At 35.8% G+C, this 598-nt stretch carries 1 protein-coding gene; it reads right to left on the bottom strand.

Annotated features, from left to right (window positions below; genetic code table 11):
- Positions 1-366: 366 nt before the first annotated feature.
- A partial coding sequence (locus ACU8YC_RS25650; RefSeq protein ID WP_446896059.1) for a hypothetical protein occupies positions 367-598 on the bottom strand: 232 nt, incomplete at its 5' end.

The following is a 598-nucleotide window of genomic DNA, read 5'->3' on the forward strand; positions in this document are numbered from 1 at the left end:
TCAGGGGATAGTGAGATAATGAACGAAACAAGACGTTGTCAAATATTGGAATGACAATGGATATTTTAATATGAAAGACAATTGATGTTGGACGAAGTAGAAACCGAGATAAAACATAAGTGGTGCAACAATGTAGACAGCAAAGACAATAATCATAAAACTTATTTTATGTGTTTAGCCATTGTTTCAGCATCGACTTGCGTAACTGTCGCATTTTGTTGCCTAGATGTCATAATCATTCGAATATCTGTTACATAGCCACCTGAAATTTGTGTAGCAAATGCATGTCCCTCATTCATGTACAAGGACAGGTTAAGTATCACAACATGACGTAAACGATGAAACACCATGAAAACCACCGGTTTATTAAATAATACCAACGTTTGCCCAAGCGTTCATGCTTGCTTGTCTAAATGCAAGTTTTTTTGCTGTGCCTGTCGCATAGGCAAAAATATTTTTAATGTTTTCGCCTTCGCCTCTGTGGTACTTTCTTAATGCTTTAACAATTGAATTGAATGTGTTGTCTACAATGTCTGTATGGTTAGCGTCGTTAATATTGGCATATTTCGTTGTTTGTTTCGTGATTACAGTGTAAATA

It is taken from the genome of Citrobacter sp. VF227, assembly GCF_052950715.1.